The organism is Mycobacterium sp. E3298 (assembly GCF_001666895.1).
Classification (GTDB): Bacteria; Actinomycetota; Actinomycetes; order Mycobacteriales; family Mycobacteriaceae; genus Mycobacterium.
In genome coordinates this window covers 1-20243 of record NZ_LZJB01000202.1, presented here as the reverse complement: position 1 = coordinate 20243, position 20243 = coordinate 1, and the positions used below count along the sequence as shown (strand labels likewise).

At 68.1% G+C, this 20243-nt stretch carries 22 protein-coding genes; 14 read left to right on the top strand and 8 right to left on the bottom strand.

The features are described from left to right. Positions 1-246 precede the first annotated feature (246 nt). Entirely contained in the window at positions 247-2262 is a 2016-nt protein-coding gene (locus tag A9X05_RS32515) for an LLM class flavin-dependent oxidoreductase (RefSeq protein ID WP_082970924.1), read from the bottom strand. Further along, positions 2259-2834 (bottom strand): TetR/AcrR family transcriptional regulator, encoded by a 576-nt coding sequence (locus tag A9X05_RS09420; RefSeq protein WP_067755328.1) that lies wholly within the window; start codon positions 2832-2834, stop codon positions 2259-2261. Before A9X05_RS09420 ends, A9X05_RS32515 begins: the two co-directional genes overlap by 4 nt. Positions 2835-2862: 28 nt before the next feature. Between A9X05_RS09420 and A9X05_RS09415 the strand changes: the two genes are divergently transcribed. Both A9X05_RS09415 and A9X05_RS09410 read left to right on the top strand, forming a co-directional pair. After that, positions 2863-4098: a sulfotransferase gene (locus A9X05_RS09415; RefSeq protein ID WP_067780850.1), complete on the top strand. Its 1236-nt coding sequence runs from the start codon at positions 2863-2865 to the stop codon at positions 4096-4098. 29 nt (positions 4099-4127) lie between these two features. Beyond that, complete coding sequence (locus A9X05_RS09410) at positions 4128-5018, top strand: alpha/beta fold hydrolase (protein WP_067780847.1); 891 nt, start codon at positions 4128-4130, stop codon at positions 5016-5018. Between the two features lie 3 nt (positions 5019-5021). Here A9X05_RS09410 and A9X05_RS09405 read toward each other — a convergent pair whose 3' ends face one another. The 3 genes from A9X05_RS09405 to A9X05_RS09395 are packed head-to-tail and all read right to left on the bottom strand — an operon-like array spanning position 5022 to position 6932. Beyond that, positions 5022-6065 (bottom strand): zinc-binding dehydrogenase, encoded by a 1044-nt coding sequence (locus A9X05_RS09405; protein ID WP_067755314.1) that lies wholly within the window; start codon positions 6063-6065, stop codon positions 5022-5024. 3 nt (positions 6066-6068) lie between these two features. Then, on the bottom strand, positions 6069-6281 hold the full coding sequence (locus A9X05_RS09400; protein WP_067755312.1) for a molybdopterin-binding protein: 213 nt from the start codon (positions 6279-6281) through the stop codon (positions 6069-6071). Positions 6282-6320: 39 nt separating this feature from the next. Continuing rightward, positions 6321-6932: a TetR/AcrR family transcriptional regulator gene (locus tag A9X05_RS09395; RefSeq protein WP_067755311.1), complete on the bottom strand. Its 612-nt coding sequence runs from the start codon at positions 6930-6932 to the stop codon at positions 6321-6323. 131 nt (positions 6933-7063) lie between these two features. Between A9X05_RS09395 and A9X05_RS09390 the strand changes: the two genes are divergently transcribed. After that, entirely contained in the window at positions 7064-8380 is a 1317-nt protein-coding gene (locus tag A9X05_RS09390; protein ID WP_067780844.1) for a cytochrome P450, read from the top strand. Positions 8381-8389: 9 nt separating this feature from the next. On the opposite strand, the gene msrA is transcribed toward A9X05_RS09390, so the two are convergent. After that, positions 8390-8902, bottom strand: a complete 513-nt coding sequence (gene msrA / locus A9X05_RS09385; RefSeq protein WP_067755305.1) for a peptide-methionine (S)-S-oxide reductase MsrA — start codon at positions 8900-8902, stop codon at positions 8390-8392. Positions 8903-8992: 90 nt separating this feature from the next. On the opposite strand from msrA, the gene A9X05_RS09380 reads away from it, so the two are divergent. From A9X05_RS09380 to A9X05_RS09365, 4 genes are all read left to right on the top strand, one after another. Next, positions 8993-9499: a nuclear transport factor 2 family protein gene (locus A9X05_RS09380; RefSeq protein ID WP_067755302.1), complete on the top strand. Its 507-nt coding sequence runs from the start codon at positions 8993-8995 to the stop codon at positions 9497-9499. After that, complete coding sequence (locus A9X05_RS09375) at positions 9496-10515, top strand: NAD-dependent epimerase/dehydratase family protein (RefSeq protein WP_067780841.1); 1020 nt, start codon at positions 9496-9498, stop codon at positions 10513-10515. Before A9X05_RS09380 ends, A9X05_RS09375 begins: the two co-directional genes overlap by 4 nt. A 78-nt stretch (positions 10516-10593) precedes the next feature. Further along, entirely contained in the window at positions 10594-11409 is an 816-nt protein-coding gene (locus tag A9X05_RS09370; RefSeq protein WP_067780839.1) for a class I SAM-dependent methyltransferase, read from the top strand. Between the two features lie 59 nt (positions 11410-11468). Next, positions 11469-11849 (top strand): DUF427 domain-containing protein, encoded by a 381-nt coding sequence (locus A9X05_RS09365; protein WP_067755293.1) that lies wholly within the window; start codon positions 11469-11471, stop codon positions 11847-11849. Here the strand turns inward: A9X05_RS09365 and A9X05_RS09360 are convergent. Further along, positions 11846-12244 carry a nuclear transport factor 2 family protein gene (locus tag A9X05_RS09360; protein ID WP_067755290.1) on the bottom strand — a complete coding sequence of 133 codons (399 nt, stop codon included), beginning with the start codon at positions 12242-12244 and terminating at the stop codon, positions 11846-11848. The genes A9X05_RS09365 and A9X05_RS09360 overlap by 4 nt on opposite strands. 48 nt (positions 12245-12292) lie before the next feature. Here A9X05_RS09360 and A9X05_RS09355 point away from each other — a divergent pair, with 48 nt between their 5' ends. Both A9X05_RS09355 and dps read left to right on the top strand, forming a co-directional pair. Further along, complete coding sequence (locus A9X05_RS09355) at positions 12293-13207, top strand: DNA-3-methyladenine glycosylase (RefSeq protein WP_197498984.1); 915 nt, start codon at positions 12293-12295, stop codon at positions 13205-13207. Between the two features lie 94 nt (positions 13208-13301). Continuing rightward, entirely contained in the window at positions 13302-13847 is a 546-nt protein-coding gene (dps, locus tag A9X05_RS09350) for a DNA starvation/stationary phase protection protein Dps (protein WP_067780836.1), read from the top strand. Here the strand turns inward: dps and A9X05_RS09345 are convergent. Continuing rightward, positions 13844-15811 (bottom strand): chloride channel protein, encoded by a 1968-nt coding sequence (locus tag A9X05_RS09345; RefSeq protein WP_067780833.1) that lies wholly within the window; start codon positions 15809-15811, stop codon positions 13844-13846. The genes dps and A9X05_RS09345 overlap by 4 nt on opposite strands. Positions 15812-15993: 182 nt before the next feature. On the opposite strand from A9X05_RS09345, the gene A9X05_RS09340 reads away from it, so the two are divergent. The 5 genes from A9X05_RS09340 to A9X05_RS09320 all read left to right on the top strand — a co-directional run. Next, the gene (locus tag A9X05_RS09340) at positions 15994-16977 is read left to right on the top strand and encodes a pirin family protein (protein WP_067755277.1); all 984 of its coding nucleotides are present in this window, start codon (positions 15994-15996) and stop codon (positions 16975-16977) included. 2 nt (positions 16978-16979) lie between these two features. After that, positions 16980-17615, top strand: a complete 636-nt coding sequence (locus tag A9X05_RS09335) for a TetR/AcrR family transcriptional regulator (protein WP_067755274.1) — start codon at positions 16980-16982, stop codon at positions 17613-17615. A 72-nt stretch (positions 17616-17687) separates the two neighbouring features. Then, a complete protein-coding gene (locus A9X05_RS09330) occupies positions 17688-18629 on the top strand; it encodes a class I SAM-dependent methyltransferase (RefSeq protein WP_067755271.1) in 942 nt (313 codons plus the stop codon). A 29-nt stretch (positions 18630-18658) separates the two neighbouring features. Next, positions 18659-19600 carry a class I SAM-dependent methyltransferase gene (locus A9X05_RS09325; RefSeq protein ID WP_067755268.1) on the top strand — a complete coding sequence of 314 codons (942 nt, stop codon included), beginning with the start codon at positions 18659-18661 and terminating at the stop codon, positions 19598-19600. After that, the coding region (locus A9X05_RS09320) for an SAM-dependent methyltransferase (protein WP_067780830.1) at positions 19600-20243 on the top strand (644 nt) is incomplete at its 3' end. The genes A9X05_RS09325 and A9X05_RS09320, both read left to right, overlap by 1 nt.

Below are 20243 nucleotides of genomic sequence, written 5' to 3'. Positions count from 1 at the left end.
CACGGTGACCATCGTCCTGTCCCGCGGGATGACCGCCCACCCGAATTCGCTGACCACGCTGGACTATCCGCGCGGCAACCTCGCCTTCCGGTGGTTCCTGGCCGACGGGGTGCCGGAGCGTCCGGAGGTGCGACTCGTCAAGGCGACCGACGCGCCCACGGCCGTTCGCTGACGCCCCGGCCGCCGAGCGTGTGGCCCGGGTACGAAAACCGTCGTTAATTTGTCCATATCCCCCACGGTCGGGGTTTAGCCGATCTCGCCGACCAGCTCGATGGCCCGGCCGAGCGTGCCAAGCTTCGCATCCAGCGTGTCGCCGGCCGGATACAGCCGCACGGTGTTCACGCCGGCGTCCCGCCACACGCTGAGCCGGGCGCGAACCATCTCCTCGGTGCCGATCAGCGTGGTGGCCAACACCATCTCGTCGGTGACCAGTGCGGCCGCGCCGTCGCGGTCGCCGCGCTGCCAGCGTTCGCGTACCTCGGCGGCGATCTCGGACCAGCCTTGGCGGCTGTAGGCCTGGTTGTAGTAGTTCGTGCTGGACGAGCCCATGCCGCCCAGGCTGAAGGCGAGCTCCTTTTTGCGGCCCGCGACCATGCCGCGCAACTCCTGCTCGTCGGCAGCGAAGGCGACTTCGGCGCCCTGGCAGATGTCGACGTCGGCGCGGGTGCGGCCGGCGGCGGCCAAGCCCTCGTCGAGGTGTGAGAAGTAGGCCTCGCCGGCACCCTCCGGGACGAAGCTGGTGCCCAGCCACCCGTCGGCGGTCCGACCCGTCAACCGCAGCATCGCCGGTGAGAGCGCGGCAAGGTAGATCGGGATCGGGTGCTCGGGCCGGGTCGACAACCGCATCGGCACCCCTTCGCCGCCGGGCAGCGGAATGTGGAATTGCTTGCCGGAGTAGGACACTTTGCCGCCGGCGAAGACCTGCCGCACGATGTCGACCGTTTCGGAGATGCGCGCCAGGGGCCGGCTGAAGGAGACGCCGTGCAGGCCCTCGATCACTTGCGGGCCGGATGCGCCGAGCCCGAGGAGGAATCGTCCGCCCGACAGGTTGGACAGCGTGATGGCGGTCTGCGCGACCATGACCGGCGAGCGGACGCCCACCTGCAGGACACCGGAGCCCAGTAGGACCCGCTCGGTCCGCGCCGCGAGGTAGCCGAGCGCCGAGGGCGCGTCGGTCGCCTTGACGAGTCGCACCTCCGGACGCTCCGGCACCCCGTCGGCCAGGAACCACCGGAAGGCGAGGTTGCCGCGCGGATAGTCCAGCGTGGTCAGCGAATTCGGGTGGGCGGTCATCCCGCGGGACAGGACGATGGTCACCGTGCCGTCGCTGTTGAGCGCGGCGGCGTGGCCGTTTATCGAGCAACGGGCGTCGGCCGCGCCGAACGTGGCCATGAACTGGTTCCATACGACCAGGTTCCAGAACCTGCACGACGGCGGGCGGTGCGTGATGACGAGCGCTTCGTCCTCATCGAGCACAAAGCTGCCGTAGGAGTAGCAGGCGTCGCGCGCCGACCAACCGAAGTTGGCGTCGGGGACCTGGTAAGGATCGGCGAATGCATTTGCCGCGTGCGCGGTCTCATGTCCGAGGGCGTGTTGGTCCTGCACGCGCGTCCCGACGGCCAGCGGCACGATGGCGAACATGGTGCGCAGCCAGGTCGCGATCGCCCTCAGCCGCGCGGCCGTCTCGGCATCCCCGTGCCGGATCGGGTCCGGCTCGTCGAGCGCCTCGATCCGCCAGGTGACGGGGCGGCCGGTCAGCGGGTCGGCCTGGTAGTCGCGCGTCATCAGGACGGCCGCGTCGGGCGTTGGGCCGAGTTCGAACGCGAAGTTGCCGGCGGCGTCCATATTGAGGACATCGAGATCGCTGTCGCGGACGATTGCCACCACCCGGTCCGACCACGCGCCCGGTGACGGCTCGTTGTAGGCCGTGACCGAAAAGTAGGCGCTGTCACCCTTGTTGCCGCTGATGCGGTAGCGGCGCCGCGGACCGATCGGGCAGATGTAGTAGTAGGCGTCGGTGTTGTCGCCGCCCCAGCGCCGGTCGCGACGAAACGGGGTGTTCACGGCGACGAACTGCGGCCGGCCGGGTTCGGTGAAAAGGTAGGTGTCGAAGGCGACACCGAGCGTGCTGGCGATCATGCGGTAACCGTCGGCGACGTGCCGGTCGTCGACCACCGCGCGGTCGCCCTCCAGGAACGAGCGGTCAAGGGTGCCCAAGGTGGCGAGCAGCTCCTGCCACGCGGTCGTCGTCTCGTGCGTCATGCGCGGATTCCCTTCAGGAGCAACGTGGTTGTGCGATCGACCCACCCGTCGTCGAGTTCGGTGACGCGGGTGAGCAAGCCCATCAGCGTGATGCCGGCGATGGCATCCGTGAGTTCGGTGGCGGTCACTTCGGGCCGGACCTCGCCGCGGCGCGCCGCCCGTCGCAACAACTCGGCGAGGCCGCCGCCGATGACGCCGGCGAATCGCTCCAGCAGCGCCGAATGCAGGGTCGGGTCCGCGGCCATCTCACCCACCAGCCCGGGCAGGGCGGCTCTGGCGGCCGGGGTGGTCAGGAAACGCATTGCACGACGGACCATTTCGCGCAGGTCGTCGGGCAGGGACCCGGTATCGGGCAGCTCGGTGGCGGCGCCGATGGGGAACACCGCCTCGTGGACCAGGTGCGCTTTGCTCGGCCAGCGCCGGTAGATAGCGGGCTTGCTGGTGCCCGCGCGTTCGGCGATCGCGGAGACCAACAGCCCGCTGTAGCCGGTCTCGGCGAGCAGCTCCACGGTCGCGCTCAGCACTGCGCCGTCAATGCGTGGGTCACGGGGGCGGCCAAAATCCACTACCATTACGAAACCGAGAGTAACATAAGTCGCCGTGACCGACGCCGTTCGCCTTGATGACCTCGCCGAGCCCCGCTTCAGCCCCGAGGCCCGGCAAATCCTCGACATGATGGCCTCGCTGGCGCCGGACTGCCCACTGGACGCCGACGCGCTGCACGCCAGGGCCGCCGCCGACACCGGCCTGGACGATTTCGGGCCGCCGGACTACCGGGAGCGGCTCGACGTCTATCTGGCCGCGCTGCGTGACATCGACGGCCGCCACGACGCGGGCACGGTCAATTTCTTCGGGCAGCTGCTGCAGCTGCTCAAGAACCGGCTGCTGTTGACCGACCTGGTGCGGCGGCATCCCGAGATCGACGACATCGAGCTGCGACCGCCGGTGGTGATCGCGGGGCTGCCGCGCACCGGCACCACCCATCTGCACAACCTGCTGGCGGCCCCGCCCACGTTCCGCACCATGCCGTACTGGGAAAGCGTCGAACCGTTCCCGCTGCCGGCCGAGGCCGGGATCGAGCCGGATCCGCGGCGCGCGCGGATGGACGTGGCGGTCGGCGTGATCAACACCGTGATGCCCTATTTCCCGCTGATGCACGAGATGACCACCGAGCACGTCCACGAAGAGATCCAGCTGCTGGCCAACGACTTCTCGACCATGCTCTTCGAGACGCTGGCCCACGTGCCGCGCTGGCGTGCCTACTACCAGACCCACGACCAGACGCCGCACTACGAATACCTCGCCCGGCAACTCAAGGCCATGCAGTTCTTGCGCGGCGGGCGGCGCTGGCTGCTCAAGTCGCCCCAGCATCTCGAGCAGGTGCCGGTGCTCGATCGCGTCTTCCCCGGCAGCATCGTCGTTTTCACCCACCGCGACCCGGTGCCGGTGGCGCTGTCGATGATCGCGATGATCACCTACTCCGCGCGCATGCACCGCTCGCCGGTCCCGGTGGAGGAGATCGCGGCGTCGTGGATCGACCGCTTGGACGACATGCTGACCGCGCTCGTCCGCGATCGCGACACGATTGGCCCGGATCGGTCGATCGACGTCCGGTTCGACGACTTCATGGCCGACGAAATCGGCGTCGCCCAACGGGTGTACGCGCTGGCCGGCGAGCCGTTCGGCGACGACGCCAAGTCGGCGATCGACGAGTACCTGGCGGGCCATCGGCGCGGTCGGCTGGGGAACGTTGCGACGTCCTGCGCGATGTTCGGGTTGGACGAGGCCGACCTGCGCGACCGGTTCGCGCCTTATGTCGAGCGGTTTCTGGCCTAACCCGCGGCAGGCGGCTACGTTCTCCATTCATGGTCAATATGCCCGCGCTGGACGGTGTCGAACATAGGTATGTGGAGCTCGGAGGCGGCGTGACGATCCACGTCGCGGATGCGGGCCCCGCCGAAGGGCCGGCGGTGATGTTGGTGCACGGTTTCCCGCAGAACTGGTGGGAATGGCACAACCTGATCGGCCCGCTGGCCGCCGACGGCTATCGCGTGCTGTGCCCCGACCTGCGCGGCGCCGGCTGGAGCTCGGCGCCCCGCACGAGCTACACCAAGACCGAGATGGCCGACGACCTGGCGGCCGTCCTGGATCGCCTCGGTGTGGCGACGGTCAAGCTCGTCGCGCATGACTGGGGCGGACCGGCCGCGTTCATCATGATGCTGCGCCACCCGGAGAAGGTGAGCGGGTTCTTCGGAGTCAACACGGTGGCGCCGTGGGTGAAGCGCGATCTGCGTGCGGCGCGGAACTTTTGGCGGCTCTGGTATCAGATCCCGATTTCGCTTCCGGTCGTCGGGCCGCGGATGATCGGCAATCTCAACTCGAGGGCGAGCCGCGTGCTCGGCTCGTGGGTGGGTGGCGGCTACGCACTGCCCGAGGACGACCTGCGCATCTACGCCGAGTGCATGCGCCAGCCCGGCCACGCGGAGGCGGGCTCGCGCTGGTATCGCAGCTTCCAGACCGGGGAGATGCTGCGCTGGATGCGCGGCGAGTTCGACGACGCGCGCGTCGAGGTGCCGGTCCGCTGGCTCACCGGCACCCAAGACCCGGTGATCACTCCCGACCTCACCGACGGGTATGCCGACCACATCAGCGATTTCAAAGTGGAGCTGGTCGACGGGGTCGGACACTGGATCATCGACCAGCGCCCGGAGCTGGTGCTCGACCGGGTTCGGACCTTCCTGCGCGGCGAAGGATAGGCGTCAGGGCTGCACCAGGATCCGGATGGGGTTGCCGTCCTGGCGCTCGAGCTTCTCGATGCCCTCCGTCACGTCCTCCAGCGCGACGATCTCGCTGATTGACCTCGAAACGTCAAGGCGCCCAGCCGAAACCAACTTCGCCAGCGTCTCGATGTCCACGTTCTGATATCCCAAGTGCCCGAGCACCTGCTTGTGGGTCAACCCGAACAGGGAGGTGGGCCCGACGGTCGGCGCCTCGGCGCTCATCCCGACACCCACCAGCCGGCCACCGGGTGTGAGGCAGTCGAGCCCCTGCTCGAACGTCACCTTTCGCCCGACGGCGTCGAAGGCCACATCGAGCAGCCGCCCGCCGGTGACTTCCGCGACGTTGTCCCTCAGCCCGTCGTCGCGGGGGTCGAACGCGTAGTCCGCGCCGAGGGTCAACGCCCGCTCCAGCACTGCGGGGTTGATGTCGACGGCGATGATGGGTGCGGCGCCGACCAGCCGCGCGAGCTGGACGATGTGGGTGCCGACCCCGCCCACGCCCCACACGCCGACCGATTCACCGACCGTGACTTTACCCGTCCGGACGACGGCCCCGAACGGCGTGGACACCGCGTCGGCCAGGATCGCCGCCTGCTCCAGCGGAACGTTGTCGGGCACCCGCGTCAGCCCCGTCGCTTGCGCCACGGTGTATTCGGCCCACGCCCCGTCGTAGGCGAATGCCATCAATTGGATTCGCAGGCAATTGACCCCATCGCCGCGGCGGCAGTTCGCGCAGCGTCGGCACGGCCGGCCGGCGGGGACCACCACCCGGTCGCCCTCGTCCCAGCCGGTCACCTCCGGCCCCAGTTTCGCGACGGTGCCCGACGCCTCGTGGCCCTGGGTCACCACGGGCTGCTGCGCCGGGAAAGTGCCGTTGATCAGGCTCAGGTCCGAGTGGCAGATGCCGCAGAAGGCGACCTTGACCAGAACTTCGCCGGGGCCCGGCTCGGGAATCGGAACGTCTTCGAGCGCAACGGTTCTGGTGTCTGCGTAGAAGCGCTCGGCGCGCATCGTCGGCGCCATGGGCTAGTCGACCCCGATGGTGACTTCCGTGGACTTGATGAATACGGTCGCCGGCTGCCCGGCCTCGAGCCCGAGATCGATCGCGGCGTCCTTGGTGACGGAGGACGTGACGATCTGCTCACCGCCGTCGAGCTTGACCTTCACGATCGCCATCACGCTGCCGAGGTCGACCTCGGTGATGGTCCCTTTGAGTTGGTTCCGGGTCGACAGCCGCATCGCAAGGTCCTTTGTTCGGTTGAGGTTCTGTGCTCGACCCTACTGTCGCGGGCCGAGCAGGGCGATGGAGGCGTCGACGGCCGGCTCCACGATGCCCCGCACCGGTTTTCCGTCTTCGACGGCGAGCGCGGTCAGTTCGCGCAGACCGCCGAGCAGGATGACCGCCAACGGGGCGGTCAGCGGAGGCAGCTCGGCTCGCTGGAAGCCGGGGCTGGCGCTGAGGTCGATCAGCAAACTTGACAGCAGTTGCAGCCCGCGGCGCTGTACCGGGCGGGCGGCGGCGCCGAGCGAGGGCAGTTCCCGAATCCAGCTGAGCGTGATCGCCGGCCGGGACTCGATGTAGCCGACGTACGCCTCGACCGCCTGGCGTATCTGCTGATGCCAGTCGGCCTCGGGATCGACGGCCGCAGCGATGCACTCACCGAGCCTTTCGATGTCGGTGCCCAAGAGCTCGAGGAAGCACTCGTCTTTGCTTGCGAACTGGTCGTAGAAGGTGCGCTTGGACGTGCGGGCGTGACGAACGACGTCGGCGACCGTGCTGGCGCGGTAACCGCGCTCGGCGATGGAGGCGGCGAGGCCGTCGAGCAACCTCAGCCGAAACGGGTCGCCAAGGACCGCTTCGTCAGCCGTCGCTGTCGCCGCTGGGCTCACGGGCGGCCCCTTCCATCGGTGCGGCACCCTCTTGTCATCGGTTGGTACCACAGAGTACCGTATCGGGAAAGGTTTTGGTACACCGCGGTACCACCCCGGCGTCCGGGGGAGATGATGGGGAGCAGCCCGCCATGAGTGAAGTCGTCACCGCCCCCGCGGCCGTCCGGTTGCCCCCGGCGGCTCGCCTGCCAAAGCTGTTGCAGGGTCTGGGTTTTGCGATCTCACGGCGCGGGATGATTCAGCGCCTGGCCCGTCGGTACGGCGACGTCTTCGCGCTGAACCTGCCCATGTACGGCGAGGTCGTGGTGGTGGCCGACCCGCAACTGGCCAAGCAGATCTTCACCACCAGCCCCGACGAGCTCGGCAACATCCAGCCCAACCTGAGTCGGCTGTTCGGCTCCGGCTCCGTGTTCGCGCTCGACGGGGAGGACCATCGCCGTCGCCGCCGGTTGTTGGCGCCGCCGTTCCACGGCAAGAGCATGAAGAAGTACGAGTCGATCATCGAAGAAGAGACCCTGCGGGAGACCGCGGGCTGGCCGGAGGGTGAGGCGTTCGCGACTCTGCCGTCGATGATGCGCATCACGCTCAACGCGATCCTACGCGCGGTTTTCGGGGCCGAAGGCGCCGAGCTCGACGAGCTGCGCCGCCTCATCCCGCCGTGGGTCACGCTGGGCTCGCGGATGGCGACGATGCCCAAACCGCGGCGCAGCTACGGGCGCTTCACCCCATGGGGGCGCCTGGACGAGTGGCGCCGCCGGTACGACGCCGTCATCGACAGGCTGATCGAAGCCGAGCGGGCAGATCCCAACTTCGACGAGCGCAGCGACGTGCTCGCCCTGATGTTACGCAGCACCTACGACGACGGTTCGGTCATGTCGCGCAAGGACATTGGCGACGAACTGCTCACGCTGCTGGCCGCCGGTCATGAAACGACGGCCTCCACGCTGGGCTGGGCGTTCGAGCGGCTGACCCGGCATCCGGACGTGCTGGCCGCCCTGGTCGACGAGGCCGACACCGACGGCCAGGAGTTACGTCAGGCGACCATCCTCGAAGTCCAGCGGGCCCGGACGGTGATCGATTTCGCCGCCCGGCGCGTCTACCCCCCGCGGTACCAGCTCGGGGAGTGGGTCATCCCCCGCGGCAAGTCAATCCTGGTGAGCATCGCGCAGATTCACGAAAACCCCGAAGTCTTCCCGAATCCGGAGCGCTTCGATCCGCAACGCTACATCGGGACCAAGCCGTCGGCCTTCGCGTGGATCCCGTTCGGCGGTGGCACCCGCCGGTGCGTGGGGGCGGCGTTCGCCAACATGGAGATGGACGTCGTGCTGCGAACGGTGTTGCGGCACTTCACCATCGAGACCACGACCGCACCCGGAGAGCGGTGGCACGGCCGCGGCGTCGCCTACACGCCCAAGGACGGCGGCCGGATCGTGGTGCGCCGGCGCTGAGCCGGGCACCTACTGGTCGGCCGTGGCCCGGCGCGGCAGTTTCCAGCCCGGGCGGATGTAGTGGCAGGTGTACCCGTTCGGGTAGTGCTGCAGGTAGTCCTGGTGCTCGGGCTCGGCCTCCCAGAAATCGCCGGCCGGGCTGACTTCGGTCACGACCTTGCCGGGCCACAACCCCGACGCGTCGACGTCGGCGATGGTGTCCAGCGCGATGCGCTTCTGCTCCTCGTCGAGGTAGAAGATGGCGGACCGATAACTGAGTCCACGGTCGTTGCCCTGGCGGTTCTTCGTCGTCGGATCGTGGATCTGGAAGAAGAACTCGAGCATGGTGCGGTAGTCGGTGACCGCCGGGTCGTAGACGATCTCGATGGCCTCGGCGTGCGTGCCGTGGTTGCGGTAGGTCGCATTGGGGACGTCGCCGCCGGTGTATCCGACCCGCGTCGAAACCACGCCCGGCTGTTTGCGGATGAGTTCCTGCATCCCCCAGAAACAGCCGCCGGCGAGTACCGCTTTTTCGGTTGCCATTGCTCGTCCTCCTAACCGGCCACGATGCCGCCCAGGCTACACTCCGCCGATGAGCCGCAACGTCGCGACGATTTCGGGAAGTGCCGCAGCATGACGACTCCTACGTTTTCCCGCGGCGAACTAGCCGCCGCCTTCGAGAAGTTCGAGCAGACGGTGGCCCGGGCCGCCGAAACCCACGACTGGGACGCCTGGGTCGAGCAGTACACCCCCGACGTCGAGTACGTCGAGCACGCGGCCGGCACGATGCACGGACGCGACGAGGTCCGCCAGTGGATCAAGCGGACGATGACCACGTATCCCGGCAGCCACATGGTGGCGTTCCCGTCGTTGTGGTCCGTCATCGACGAGCCCACCGGGCGGATCATCTGCGAACTGGACAACCCGATGCGCGACCCGGGGGATGGGAGCGTCATCAGCGCGACCAACATCTCGATCGTCACGTACGCGGGGGACGGGTTGTGGCGCCGCCAGGAAGACATCTATAACCCGCTGCGCTTCCTGCGGGCCGGGATGAAGTGGTGCCGTAAGGCCCAGGCGCTGGGCACGCTCGACGAGGACGCGGCGCGGTGGATGCACGAGAACGGAGGAGCCCAGTGAGCACCAAGCCCAAGCTCGTCATCGGCGCCAACGGCTTCCTGGGTTCGCATGTCACCCGCCAGCTCGTGGCCGACGGGTTCCCGGTGCGGGCGATGGTGCGCCCGAACGCCAACACCCGCTCGATCGACGACCTCGAGCTGACCCGCTTCCACGGGGACGTGTTCGACGACGCCACGCTGCGGGAGGCGATGGACGGTGTGGACGACGTCTATTACTGCGTCGTCGACACCCGCGCATGGCTGCGCGACCCGACGCCGCTGTTCCGCACCAATGTCGAAGGCCTGCGCAACGTTCTCTACGTCGCCGTCAACCAACCGGACCTGCGCAGGTTCATCTTCACGAGCACCTATACGACGGTGGGCCGGCGGCATGGCCACGTGGCGACCGAGGACGACGTGATCCGGTCCCGCCGCCTGACTCCCTACGTCCAATCGCGTTTGGAAGCCGAGAATCTGGTGCTGCGGTACGTGGCCGAGGCCGGCCTGCCCGCCATCGCGATGTGCGTGTCGACGACCTACGGCAGCGGGGACTGGGGCGGCACTCCGCACGGCGCCTTCATCGCCGGCGCGGTCTTCGGCAAGCTGCCGTTCCTGATGAACGGCATTGCGCTGGAAGTCGTCGGCGTCGACGACGCGGCGCGGGCCATGATCCTGGCGGCCGAGCGCGGACGCATCGGCGAGCGATACCTCGTCTCCGAGCGGATGATCGCGTTGAACGACGTCGTCCGCATCGCGGCCGACGAGGCCGGCGTTCCGCCGCCGCAACGCTCGATTTCCGTTCCGATGCTCTACGCCCTGGCGGCGGCCGGCACGCTCAAGGCCCGACTCACCGGGAAGGACGCCGAGCTCAGCCTGGCCTCGGTGCGGATGATGCGCGCCGAAGCCGACGTGGACAGCAGCAAGGCGAAGCGGGAATTGGGCTGGCAGCCGCGGCCGGTCGAGGAATCGATCCGTGAGGCGGCGCGGTTCTGGTCGGAGCTGAAGGTCGCCAGCGGCAAGAGCGCGACTCCGGGCTGAACGCCGCGCCGCCGCGCGTTCAACACGGCTGGCGCGGTCGCGGCGCGGCTAGCCTCGGGCGGCGTGACTGCCGAAAGGGTGAGCGTTGACCTCAGCGGGGCGCCCCAGACGATGCTGGCGACGTTGTACGCCAAGGCGCTGGACGCCGACTTCAAGACACCGATCCTGGGCGACGAGTATGCCAAGGAGATCGTCCGACGCATCGACTACGACTGGAAAAAGACCACCATCACGGTGCGCAGGGCACCGTCGGTCACCACCCGGTCCGCGCACTTCGATGCCTGGGTCCGCCAATTTCTTGCGGCGCACCCACGAGCCGTCGTGCTGCACTTGGGCTGCGGACTGGACAGCCGGTGTCTGCGGGTGCAGCCGGGCCCGGGCGTCGAGTGGTATGACGTCGACTACCCCGAAGTCGCCGCGCTGCGCGCGCAGCTCTACCCCGCGCGCGACCACTATCGGGTCATCGCCGCCTCCGTCACCGACCCGGCCTGGCTCCGGGACATTCCCGCGGACCGTCCCGCGCTGATGATCGGCGAGGGGCTGACCATGTACCTCACCGAGCAGGACGGCACCGCACTGCTGCGCCGCGTGGTCGATCACTTCGGCTCGGGTGAGCTGCAGTTCGACGCCTTCAACTCGCTCGGGATCAAGTCGCAGTGGCTCAACACCGTCGTGCGCCGTTCGGGATCCACGCTGTCGTGGGCGATCAACGGGCCTGACGACATCGTCGACGCGGTGCCGGGTGTACGGCTCCTGGCCTGGGAGCGGTGGTTCGAGTCGTACACATTCGCGCAACTCCCGCGCTCCACACGGGCGCTGGGAAAGGTCATGTCGCTGGTTGAGGCCGTCGCCAACATGGCGCAATACCACCGCTACGCGTTCGGGCCGCCCTGATCGGGAAGCCCCGAGACCCGGATGGCGTTGCAATGTCCATCGGCGTCTAGGAGGAAACCATGAGCCACCCCGAAATCAAAGAGCCAAGCGCTGGCCACCCGATCACCATCGAGCCGACGAAGGGGCGGGTACAGGTTCGCGTCAACGGCGAGCTGGTAGCCGACACGACGGCCGCCCTGGAATTACGGGAAGCCAGTTTGCCTGCGGTGCAGTACATTCCGATGAGTGACGTGGTGCAGGACCGGCTGACCCGCACGGACACCAGCACGTACTGCCCGTTCAAGGGCGAGGCCAGCTATTACAGCGTGACGGGTTCGCACGGCGACATCGTCGAGGACGTCATCTGGACGTACGAGCAGCCCTATCCCGCGGTCGCGGCGATCGCCGGCCACGTGGCCTTCTACCCGAACAAGGCCGAAATCAGCGTGTCGGCTTCCTAGTACGTCCACCCGGGAAGCGCGGCCTCGTGCGCCCGGGTGTCGCTGTACAGGCGCATCGAGACGATCAGTCCGTCGCGGGTGTCGAAGATGCAGACGAACGGGCTGTCGTACTCGACGCCGGCGGTGGTGGTGCCGGTGGCCTGCGCCTCGACGACCACGGTCTCTCCCTCGTTGACACAGCGCACCAGGTCGATGGTCAACTCGAGTTGCTGTTTGCGGCGCTCGATCGCCCGCCGGAACGTTTCCTTGTCACACTCGGAGCGCGTGAGCAGAGTCCAGTAGGTGAAGTCGTCGCTGAGCAGCGTGAAGCCCTCGTCGAGATCGCCGCCGTCGCTCGCACTCTGTAGAAACATCCAAGCCAGTTCGCCCTGCGGGTCATCGAACGGCGTCATCACATCGCAATATTGACTTGGCACATCGTTAACGGTCAATCGGAGATTTGGTTGGTGGAGAGCGCGCGCACGGTCACTTTCCCGGGGGCGGTCAGCTTCGGGCATACGTTGGCGCCGCTTCGGCGGGGGGCCGGGGACCCCTGTTTCCAGGCGTCCGGCGACGGCGCGATCTGGCGAACCAGCCTGCTGCCGACCGGACCCGTCACCGCCCGGATCAGCCGGGCCGCCGCCAACGCCGCGCACTGCGTCGCGTGGGGAAGCGGGGCGCCGGAGTTCGTGGAAGGACTGCCCGCGCTGCTCGGCCTCGAGGACGACGCCTCGGATTTCGTGCCCCACCACCCGACCGTCGCCGCCGCGCAGCGCCGGGTGCCCCACCTTCGCCTGGGTCGCACCGGGTTGGTGCTCGAGGCGCTGATTCCCGCGATCATCGAGCAGCGGGTGCCGGGCGCCGACGCGTTTCGATCGTGGCGGCTGCTGGTGTCCAAGTACGGGTCGCCCGCCCCGGGACCGGCGCCGGCCAGGATGCGGGTGCCGCCATCGGCCGAGTCGTGGCGCTACATCCCGTCGTGGGAGTTCCACCGCGCCAATGTCGATCCCGGACGTGCGCGGACGGTGGTGACGTGCGCGCAGCGGGCCAGCAGCCTGGAACGACTGGCATCCCGTCCGGCGGCGCAGGCCCGTGCGGCGCTGATGTCGTTGCCGGGCGTGGGCGAATGGACCGCCGCCGAGACGGCGCAACGGGCGTTCGGTGACGCCGACGCGCTGTCGGTGGGCGACTATCACATCCCGAAAATGATCGGCTGGACGTTGATCGGCCGCCCGGTCGACGACGCCGGCATGGTCGAACTGCTCGAACCCATGCGACCGCACCGCCACCGGGTGGTCCGGTTGCTCGAGGCCAGCGGTCTGGCATATGAGCCGCGGCGGGGCGCCCGGCTGCCGGTGCAGCACATCAGCAACCTCTAAACGTGGTCATCGCCTCGCCGGCCCCGGGTTTTCAGCAACGGCCATCGGGTAACCAACCCCGAAGACGTGACCGTGTGCGAAACGGAGGAAATCGATGACACAGTTCACCATCCCGGGACTCACCGACAAGCAGGGAGCCCGGCTGACCGAACTGCTGCAGAAACAACTGAGCACCTACAACGACCTTCACCTCACCCTCAAGCACGTGCACTGGAATGTGGTGGGGCCCAACTTCATTGGTGTGCACGAGATGATCGACCCGCAGGTGGATGCGGTCCGCGGTTTCGCCGACGACGTCGCCGAGCGCATCGCCGCCCTGGGCGGGTCACCGCAGGGCACGCCGGGGGCCATCATCAAAGACCGCACCTGGGACGACTATTCGGTCGGCCGCGACACCGTCCAGGCCCACCTCGCGGCGCTCGACCTGGTCTACACCGGCGTCATCGAGGACATCCGTAAGTGCATCGAGGAGACCGAGGAGCTCGACCCGGTCACGCAGGACCTGCTGATCGATCAGGCCGGGAACCTGGAGAAGTTCCAGTGGTTCGTGCGGGCGCACCTGGAGAGCGCGGGCGGGACGTTGACGCACGAGGGGTCGACCACCGAGAAGGACGCGGCGAGCACCGCTCGCAGCTCCTAGTCGGGTAACGCATTCTCCTGCGCGGCACCGTTTTTGGGCGCCAGGATGTTGATCCGGTCGCCCACCGAAAGCCGTAACCTGGCGTCGGCGTCGATGAGCCGTCGGTTGTGCAGCACCGACACGGGCAGGTGGTCGTTCGGGAATTCGAGGTCGCCCAGGAGCCGGCCGACGGCCATCGAATCTTCGGCCAGGGTGTGTTCGATGATGCAGTAGCCGTCGAGCTCGCTGTGCGGGTCGTGGTCAGGCATTGCCGGTTGCGCGTCCGCCGCCATGTCGGTGAAGGACGCGGCGACCGCGCGTAACACGTTCTGATTTGTCAGCCAGCCCTGGACAGATCGGGCCTCGGTGTCGATGACCGGCAGCCCGTCACGCCCGAATAGGACGAGCTGGCGCAACGCCTGGGCAAGGCTGTCGTTGGCGAACAGCGCCTGCGGTTCGCGTATCCGGGTGAGGGGGCCGAGCAAGGCGGTGAGGTCGCCACCGACGGTGCCGGTCGGACGGGTCAAATCCAGGGGGACGGCGAACCTGTGCATCGCGTCGGCTGCGGTGAGGTCGGCGAAGGCGTGGGTGGGTTTGGGCCGATCGATGTCAATGCCACGGCGCAGCAGCTTGGTGGTGTAGATGGTGCCGTAGGAGACCCCGCGGGACACTGTGGTCCCGACGGCCACGGCCAGCATGACCGGGAGGGTCAGGGTGAAATCCCCGGTCATCTCGACCGTGCTGGCCAGTGCGGTGAGCGGGGCTCTGGCTGCGGACGCGAACACGGCCCCCATGCCCACGATCGCGTACAGGGCCGGATGCCCGACGGCGGTGCCGATGGTGTGCTGAACGAACAACCCAAAAGCCATGCCGGAGGTGGCCCCCACAAAGAGAGAAGGAGCGAACACCCCGCCGGATCCGCCTATCCCGATGGTCAGACTGCAGGCCAGCATCTTGCCGGCGGCCAGGACCAGCAACAGCCATAGCGCATAGTGCCCGGCGAAGGCGGCATACATCACCGGATAGCCCACCCCATAGAGCTGTGGGACAGCCAGCAATAGCAGGCCGAGCACGATTCCGCCGACCGCTGGCCGGGCCCAATCCGGGCGGCTGCCCCAGACCCGGTCGCACAGATCCTCGGTCTTGTAGAGAACGTTCTTGAAGAGGATCCCGATGAGCCCGGCGATCGCCGCTAGGAGCGCCACCAACAGGTAATTGGCGATGTGGTCCAATTCGATCCCGGCGGGCAGCTCGGTGAGGAACGGCGCGGAGCCGAAGAACACGCGGGCGACCACGTCGGCAACCATCGACGAGAGCATGATCGTGAAGATTGCTTCGACGGACAGTTCCCGGAGGATCAGCTCCACGGCGAAGAACACCCCGGTGATGGGGGCGTTGAAGGTGGCGGAGATGCCGCCCGCGGCGCCACAGGCCACCAGCACGCGCAGCCGGTTCTCCGGCATTCGCACCCACTGACCGAAGCCGGACGCGAGCGCCGCGCCGATCTGCACGATCGGCCCCTCCCGGCCAACGGAGCCCCCGGTGCCGATGCACAGCGCGGAGGCCAGCGCTTTCACCACGGTCACCTGGGGGCGGATGCGGCCGCCGTTCTCGGCCACCGCGATCATGACTTCCGGGACTCCGTGGCCGCGAGCCTCTCGGGCGAACCGCGAGATCAGCGGTCCGTATAGCAATCCGCCGACGACGGGGATGACCACGAAGAAGCCGATCCCCAGCCAGGGCAGATGGTCGCTGCCCACCCAACCGTCCTGGCCGAACTCGTCGTGCCCCGTCGCCAGCCAGGTAAAGCCGAAGATCAGGTAGCGGAACGCCACCGCGCCAATCCCGGCGCCAAGGCCGACCATGATTGCCACGCAGAAGAGCCCGAGCCGGTTCGCGCGCAGCCAGCCGGCGAATTGACCCACGGCGCGGGAGACGGGCCGGGTGGTCCGGATGGGAGCGGCGGCCGTCGGTTTTTGCCCCATCAGCGCATCCTTCCCCCGACGGCCCCGCTTTGCTCGTCGACCGTCCAAACGATTGTGCGGGACCGCCGACCCTTTCCCAGAGCAAATATTGCCCTACTCAACCATCGCCCGAGCAGGCAGGAGCCGGGGAATAACTGGACTGCAGTCCGGTTATACGAAACGTTCACATTTACGGAGGTCACATGCCCGCCATCACCGCTAACACGCTGACATTGCCACGGATCGGCGCCGCCGTCCCGGCCGAGACCGAGCGGCCGGTCCGATCGATCACCACCGGCCCGCGCGGCTACGAGGGGGAGGGCTTCCCCGTCGTCCGGGCCTTCGCGGGGGTCAGCGCCGCCGCGCTGGACCCCTTCGTGCACATGGACCAGATGGGTGAGGTCGAGTACCAACCCGGTGAGCCGAGGGGCACCGACTGGCACCCACACCGCGGGTTCGAGACGGTCACCTACATGATCGACGGCAAGTTCGCCCACCAGGACTCCCACGGGGGCGGCGGCCTGATCACCGACGGTGCCACGCAGTGGATGACCGCCGGTTCGGGGATCCTGCACATCGAGACGCCGCCCGCGGAACTGGTCGACAGCGGCGGCCTGTTCCACGGCATCCAGCTGTGGGTGAACCTGCCGAAGCGGGACAAGTTCGCGCCCCCGCGCTATCAGGCCATCGAAGGGGGCGACGCGAAGCTGATCGCCTCCGACGACGGCGGGGCGCTGGTGCGCATCATCGCGGGCGAGGTCGACGGTCATCGGGGGCCCGGGATCACCCACACGCCGATCACGCTCGCGCACACGACAATCGAAAACGGCGCTCGGCTGAACCTGCCGTGGCGGCGCGACTTCAACGCGCTCGTCTACGTGCTGTCCGGCAGCGGATGCGTCGGTCCGGTCGCTCATCCGATTCGGCAGGGCCAACTGGCCGTGCTCGGCCCCGGGGATCGGATCACCGTGGGCGCCGACCAGGCGCAGGAATCGTCGCGCACTAGCGCCATGGATGTGCTGCTGCTGGGCGGCCAACCCATTCGCGAACCGGTATTCCACTACGGGCCATTCGTGATGAACTCGAGGGCGGAATTGGTCGAGGCGGTGCAGGACTACGAGGCTGGAAAGTTCGGCAGCATTCCGCCAAACGCGCTAATGCCACACCATGGCAATGGCACACTTTAACGATGTCTTCAGGGGTGAGCCGCAGGCCTGGACGCCCCCCAGCCGCAAAGGCCGATGAGACGCGACAGCGGATCATGCAGGCGGCCCGCCTTGTGTTCAGCGAGCGGGGATACGACGGGGCGACGTTCCAGGCCATCGCGGCCCGCGCCGACCTGACCCGGCCGGCGATCAACCACTACTTCTCCAGCAAGCGCGTCCTGTATCGGGAGTTGTTGGAGCAAACCAACGAAGCCATCATCGGAAGCGGGATCAGACAGGCCGAGCGGGAGACCACACTGGTGGGGCAACTGACCGCATTCATATCCGCGGCGGCCCGCGCCAATTCCGAGAATCCCGCCGGGTCGGCGTTGATTATCTCCGGGGTGCTCGAGTCGCAGCGGCACCCGGAATGGAAAACAGCCGAAAACGACTCCGTGCGGATCTGCCGCGAATTCCTCGTTCGCGTCGTCAACGACGGATTGGAGCGCGGCGAGGTCCCCGCCGACGTCGACGTGCCGGCGTTGATCGAGGCACTGCTCGTGCTGATGTGCGGGGTGGGTTTGTACGCGGGCTTCGTTCAAGGTCCCGAAGCCCTGCTGTCCATCACCGGAATGATTCGGCGGCTGCTCGAGGGAGCGTTCCGGCGGTCCAACGCCTAGACCCGCGCCGGCAGTGAAGTTGCGCACAAAGCGTATAGGCTAACTAACTTATCCCGGTAAGATCGTCAGGTCATGACTGATCTGGACGAGTCGTTACCGCCTTCCCTGAGATCCGCCGGCGACAGCTGGGCCATCACCGAACTCGTCGGTGCCACCGCGCTGGGCGTCGCGGCGGCGCGCGCGGCGGAAACCGCGGGGAATGATCCGCTCATCCGCGACGAGTTCGCGCGCATCCTCGTGTCGTCGGCCGGCCCGGCCTGGGAACGGCTCGCCGACCCCGAGCTGGCCTGGCTCGACGGCGACGAGCCCGGCCGGCGCGCGCACCGGATCGGCATCGACTACCAGGCCGTGCGGACGCACTTCTTCGACGAGTACTTCGCCGACGCCGCGATGGCCGGAATCCGGCAAGTGGTCATCCTGGCCGCGGGACTGGACTCGCGGGCGTACCGCCTCGACTGGCCGCACGGCACCGCGGTTTACGAGATCGACCAGCCCCAGGTGCTCGAGTACAAGACCGGAGTGCTGCAGCGCCACGGCGCCACCCCCACCGCCAGCCGCCGCCCGGTCCCCGTCGACCTGCGTGACGATTGGCCGGCGGCATTGGCCGCGGCGGGGTTCGACCGCACCCAACCGACGGCCTGGCTGGCCGAGGGCTTGCTCCCGTACCTGCCGAGCGACGCGCAAGACCGCCTCTTCGAAATGTTCACCGCCCTGAGCGCCCCGGGAAGCCAGGTCGCCATCGAGGCGTTCGGCATGAACAAGCGGAGCAATTCGCGGCGCTGGCTGCGGATGCGCGAACGGCTGGGCCTGGACGTCAACGTCCAGGCGCTGACCTATGACGAGCCGGACCGTTCGGACGCGGCCCAGTGGCTGACCGACCACGGCTGGCAGGTGCGGGCCGTGGACAACCGCGAGGAGATGGCCCGGCTGGGCCGCCCGGTACCCGAAGACCTGGTCGACGACGCGGTGCGCAGCATCCTGCTGCGGGCCCGTCTCGACGACCCGACCGCCTGACCTACGCCAAGGACCCGAGGAGCAACCCGATGAGTTCACTGCGCACCCACGACGACACCTGGGACATCAAAACCAGCGTCGGCAGCACGGCGGTCATGGTGGCCGCCGCGCGCGCCATCGAAACCGAGCAGCCCGATCCGCTGATCCGCGACCCCTATGCCCGGCTGCTGGTCAACAACGCCGGTGCCGCGGTCTTGTGGGAGGCGATGCTGGACCCGGAGGTCGTTGCCAAGATCGAGGCCATCGACGAAGAATCCGCCGCCCGCATCCGGCACATGCGCGGTTACCAGGCGGTGCGGACCCACTTCTTCGACTCTTACTTCGCCGACGCCGTGGCCGCCGGAATCCGGCAGGTGGTGATCCTCGCGTCGGGGCTGGACTCCCGGGCCTACCGGCTGGATTGGCCGGCCGGCACCGTCGTCTACGAGATCGACCAGCCGCAGGTGCTGGCGTACAAATCGGCCACGCTGGCCGAAAGCGGCGCCACCCCGTCCGCCGATCGCCGCGAGGTTGCCATCGACCTGCGGGAGGACTGGCCCGCCGCGCTGCGCGCCGCCGGCTTCGACCCGACCCGGCCGACGGCCTGGCTCGCCGAGGGACTGCTGATGTATCTGCCCGCCGAGGCCCAGGACAAGCTGTTCACCCAAATCGGCGAGCTGAGCCCGGCCGGCAGCCGCGTCTCGGCCGAGACGGCACCCATGCACGCCGAGGAGCGTCGCCAGCAGATGCGGGAACGGTTCAGGAAGGTCGCCGACGAGTTGGGCCTGGAGGAGACCGTCGACGTCGGCGAGCTGATGTACCGCGACGAGCACCGTGCGGACCTCACCGAGTGGCTCAACGAGCACGGCTGGCGCGCCACCGCGCAGAATTCGATCGACGAGATGCACCGCCTGAACCGCAGGGTGCAAAGCGCGGAGGTGGACAACGACAAGGACGCCTTCTCCGACTTCGTCGTCGCCGAGCGGCTTTAATGCCGCGCTCGCTGGACGACTCCTGGGACATCGCCACCAGCGTCGGCGCGACCGCGGTGATGGTCGCCCTGGCCCGTGCCGCAGAGACCGCCAGCGACGAGCCGCTCATCCGTGACCAGTTCGCCGAGCCGCTGGTCTCCACGCCCGAGCTGGCGGGAGTTCGCGAGCAGGTGGCCGCGTGGTGGGCCGGGGACCCGGACGACCCGGAAGACGAAGACTTCTCGGTCCGGTCTCAGAACATGATCGACTCGCAGGCGGTGCGGACCCGCTTCTTCGATGCGTATTTCGCCGCCGCCGCACAGGCCGGCATTCGGCAGGTGGTGCTCCTCGCCGCCGGTCTCGATTCGCGCGCCTACCGGTTGGATTGGCCGGCCGGCACCGTCGTCTACGAGATCGATCTGCCCAAGGTGCTGGAATACAAGACCGAGACGCTCGCCAAGCACGGTGCGACGCCGCTCGCCGACCGGCGGCCCGTCCCCGTCGACTTGCGCCACGACTGGCCACGAGCATTGCGAGACAAGGGTTTTGACGCGGGTCAGCCGACCGCGTGGCTGGCCGAAGGGCTGCTGCCGTTCCTGCCGGTGGCGGCGCAGGAAGCCCTGTTCGTCGCTATCGACGGGCTGAGCGCATCGGGCAGCCAGGT